This window comes from Microcoleus sp. OTE_8_concoct_300 (assembly GCF_031383065.1).
GTDB lineage: Bacteria > Cyanobacteriota > Cyanobacteriia > Cyanobacteriales > Microcoleaceae > Microcoleus.
Window position 1 is genome coordinate 1 of sequence record NZ_JANMZH010000173.1, and the last position, 3,868, is coordinate 3,868.

General features: G+C 45.4%; 4 protein-coding genes. 1 reads left to right on the forward strand and 3 read right to left on the reverse strand.

The annotated features are described in order from the left end of the window. Positions 1-211: 211 nt before the first annotated feature. The 3 genes from ACUVJL_RS08165 to ACUVJL_RS08175 all read right to left on the reverse strand — a co-directional run bounded on the left by ACUVJL_RS08165 (position 212) and on the right by ACUVJL_RS08175 (position 2,779). Positions 212-1,702: a catalase gene (locus tag ACUVJL_RS08165; RefSeq protein WP_445245384.1), complete on the reverse strand. Its 1,491-nt coding sequence runs from the start codon at positions 1,700-1,702 to the stop codon at positions 212-214. Between the two features lie 368 nt (positions 1,703-2,070). Then, positions 2,071-2,553, reverse strand: coding sequence for a hypothetical protein (locus tag ACUVJL_RS08170; protein WP_445245385.1), 483 nt, complete (start codon positions 2,551-2,553; stop codon positions 2,071-2,073). Further along, positions 2,546-2,779 carry a hypothetical protein gene (locus ACUVJL_RS08175; protein ID WP_445245386.1) on the reverse strand — a complete coding sequence of 78 codons (234 nt, stop codon included), beginning with the start codon at positions 2,777-2,779 and terminating at the stop codon, positions 2,546-2,548. Before ACUVJL_RS08175 ends, ACUVJL_RS08170 begins: the two co-directional genes overlap by 8 nt. 528 nt (positions 2,780-3,307) lie before the next feature. Here ACUVJL_RS08175 and ACUVJL_RS08180 point away from each other — a divergent pair. Further along, positions 3,308-3,718 carry an Npun_F0494 family protein gene (locus ACUVJL_RS08180; protein WP_445245387.1) on the forward strand — a complete coding sequence of 137 codons (411 nt, stop codon included), beginning with the start codon at positions 3,308-3,310 and terminating at the stop codon, positions 3,716-3,718. Positions 3,719-3,868: the final 150 nt, after the last annotated feature.

The following is a 3,868-nucleotide window of genomic DNA, read 5'->3' on the forward strand; positions in this document are numbered from 1 at the left end:
CTTTTTAGCAGATGTCTAATTACACGCATAGTTTCAATACAGAGCTCTTGCACCATTGTCAATAATCCTTTTTTGAACAGGCAAGATGCCTGTTCCACAAAGAGTTGATTTTCTTGTGGAACAGGCATCTTGCCTGTTCAGGGAGAATAGTGCAAGATGTGAAAATAGACATCTGCTTTTTAGCAGATGTCTAACTGAATGTTCGCGGGTTCTACACACCAACCGGTTGACCAGCAGCGGGCATCATAGACGGATCGATCGCAATTCCTAAACCTTCTGCGACTTGGCTGCCATAATTCGGATCGGCGCGGAAAAAATGGCAGAGTTGGCGCATCTGAATCTCCGGTTTTGCTGCACTCAAACTTTCCACAATGTTAGCGACAAGCCGCTGCTGTGCGTCGGGTTTCATCAAGCGATAGAGGTCTCCTGCTTGGGTGTAATCGTCATTTCCCTTACGGTGATCGTAGCGATCGACTTTGACATTTCCTAAGTCCCAAGCTGGGTCAGCATAGACCGAGTTTTGCTTCGGGGCATCCTCATGGCTGTTCGGTTCGTAGTTGGGCCCGCTACCACCGTTATTACCCGGTGCCATGGCGCCATCCCGTTGATAGTGCATCACGGGACACTTTGGTTGATTGACGGGCAATTGCTGATAGTTTGCACCGAGACGGTAGCGTTGAGCATCGGGATAAGACATGATGCGAGATTGCAGCACTTTGTCTGGAGAGAAGCTAATACCTGGAACGACATTAGAAGGAGAAAATGCCGCCTGTTCCACCTCAGCAAAAAAGTTTTGTGGATTGCGATTGAGTTCCAGGATTCCCACGTCAATTAACGGAAACTCTGAGTGCTTCCAGACTTTTGTCAAGTCAAAGGGGTTTTCGCGATACTCGGAGGCCTGGGCCTCGGTCATTACTTGAATGCAAAACCGCCACTTGGGATAATTACCTTGGTCGATCGCCTCAAACAAATCGCGAGTGGCATGATCGGGGTCTTCGCCTTTGATCCGCATCGCTTCTTCTGCGGTGAAATTGTCAATACCTTGCATGGTTTTGAAGTGGAATTTGCACCAAACCCGTTCTCCTCGAGCATTGATGAGGCTGAAGGTATGGCTGCCAAAACCGTCCATGTGGCGGTGGTTTTTCGGCGTACCGCGATCGGAAAACAGAATTGTCACCTGATGCAAAGCTTCTGGACTCAGGGACCAGAAATCCCACTTGGCGTCAGGATCTTTGAGATGCGTTTGGGGATGGCGCTTTTGGGTGTGGATCAAATCAGGGAATTTGAGAGGATCGCGGATGAAGAAAATAGGCGTGTTGTTGCCTACTAAATCCCAGTTGCCTTCTTCGGTGTAGAACTTGATCGAAAAACCTCTGGGGTCACGTTCGGCATCCGCTGAACCTTTTTCGCCACCTACGGTAGAGAAGCGGAGGAGAACCTGAGTTTCTTTGCCAACTTCTGAGAATAGCTGAGCTTTGGTGTAGCGAGTAATGTCATGGGTGACGGTAAACGTGCCAAATGCAGCGGCTCCTTTTGCATGGACAACGCGCTCAGGAATGCGTTCCCGGTTGAAGTGAGCCAGTTTTTCCATCAGGTAAAAATCCTGCATGAGGATAGGTCCGCGTTCACCTGCTGTCAAGGAATTCTGGTTATCTGCAACCGGAATTCCGCTAGCGGTTGTCAATGTTTTGTCTTCTGTCATAGTGGCTAAATTGATTGCTGCATCCTAAGTATTCTATACCTTTCTGGGGCCCAGGTGTTTCTGCGATGGTAATTCTCAGATTGGCGATCGGGTGTTAAATTATTGGTGTGTTTTCAAAATTTGCTTAATCAATTAAAACTAATTTACCCATAAAATATGATAGATTTATACACTCTTTCCCTCAGAAAAAAAGCTAATTATTGGGGTTTTTTGTGTAGGCTTTCTATAAACCGGGCGAGGTGAGTTGATTTAATCGGGACTTACGCATCAAAAGCAAAGAAACCGGGTTTTTTAGATTTCGGCGCGCTGTAATGCGTCTTCTGGGCAAAAAACCCGGTTTCTGATTAGCTGTGGGTAAGTCTTATTAATTAAACTTCAGTCCGTTGTTTTTGAGACTCTAGCCAGCGATCGTAAGCTGTGCGATCGCCTCCGAATGAATCAATGGTTACGGGCGATCGCTCATATTGCTTGAGTGGAGCATTTTCTATGGGTTTGTAAGCGCAATAGCAAATACAAATTGAGTCAAACTCTGCGCCATAGGGAGCGGGAATTTCAGGGGTATATTCCTGAACTTTCATAACTTCCCAGCCGCTGTCTCTAAAATGAGTTGATGCACTGGGAAACATTGGATCGATCGCACTTGGAACAACAACACTTTCGGTTAAACGATAGCCCGGTGCTGGGGATGGCTTACCACTAGAGTCATAATGCTCGGCTATTGTCCAAATCAATGACTTAACCGATCCGGCATTAGCTACTCGGTAAAAGCTTTCTCCTACTTTTGTTTCGGTGAGTGAACGGTATTTTTCCAGTTCACCTTTTTCGGCGCGGAAAATAATGTATTTACGCATTTTCTTTTCTCTCCTTCAGGTAATCACCTTGACTCAAGTCCATTGGCGACGGCGGAAACTCGCAATTTCCATCAAAAATGCAATCAACGCTCAAAATAGAATTGCCAGTCTCTTCTACACTTTTAAGCTGCCAACCGTATTTTTCTTCCATATTAGTGCAAGCCTCTTCGCTTGTAGCGGCATGGCGCGTCTCGTTTTTTTCGTCATCATACCGAGGTTGTGACATAATTAATATGCTCCCTGGTTGGCTGTTCAAGATTTGGAGTAGTCGTCTTGTCTGGGTGTTACTGCTCTCGGACAGGACTCTTGTCCTTGATTTATAGTATACAGCCGGCTATCTCTCTAATATCTATCTTTAATTTTTCAGGTAAAATACGATGATTTTCTACACTGCGCTCGTCAGAAGAAGTCCCGATAGTTGGGTTTCTCTCTGTTTGGAAAATGGACTGTGGGGCAAGGCAATACTCCAGAAAAATCTCTAGATTAACTAAAACAAGCTATTGAGTCATTGGGGGAAGTATATAAATCCGAATCTGAGGTTTATCTCAGTCCTCTTTCTCTTAATTAATTGCAGGAATTACTGAGTTTTAAGAGGGGGGAACCTTCAAATAATTATGAACTCAGAAAAGTTGAGGTCTAAAAATATTGATTTCGGTTCAACGCCTGTCGTAATTTTTGTATAATTTTCATAACTCCAATTTGACTCTAAATCTGCAATCATAAAAAATATAGTACCTGTTCAGAAATTATCTCAATGACTTTTATCCCATCCGAAGCGTTTAAATCTATTAGTTATCCCAGCCGCACTGTCAAAAGAGCCGATCGCGCGGTCCGGTGCAGCCCTTTTCAATTACACTTCTTCCAGACCATCCGCGATAACAGTGTTTTCCTAAGTGCGATCGCCTCAAACGCAGGTGTCGAAAGCGGCTACACCCGATCGCCCGTATCCGAACTCGTAGCCGAAAACTCCCTACTCTGGCTGATCCAAGTCGGCGTACTGCGGCGGGAGGTAGACGGACAAGGCATTACCGACAGTTTTCGCCTCACACCCCTAGGCCGCCAACTCGTGGAAAAATGGGAACGGGAAGGACAGGGAGTGCCGGCGGCGTCGTTGTGCGATCGTATTGGTAATGCTTTTAGCCGCGGGTTGGGACTATTTGTATGAGGGCTTTTCACTTGCGCTAGTCCATTACTCACAAGTTAAGCTAAAAACACTGTTGTCAATGAGTAATCTTACTCATTTTTTACCGAGATCCCAATTAAAATATGACTCCATTTGTTCATTCATTATTGAAAAAAAATTGTTCGGGACTTC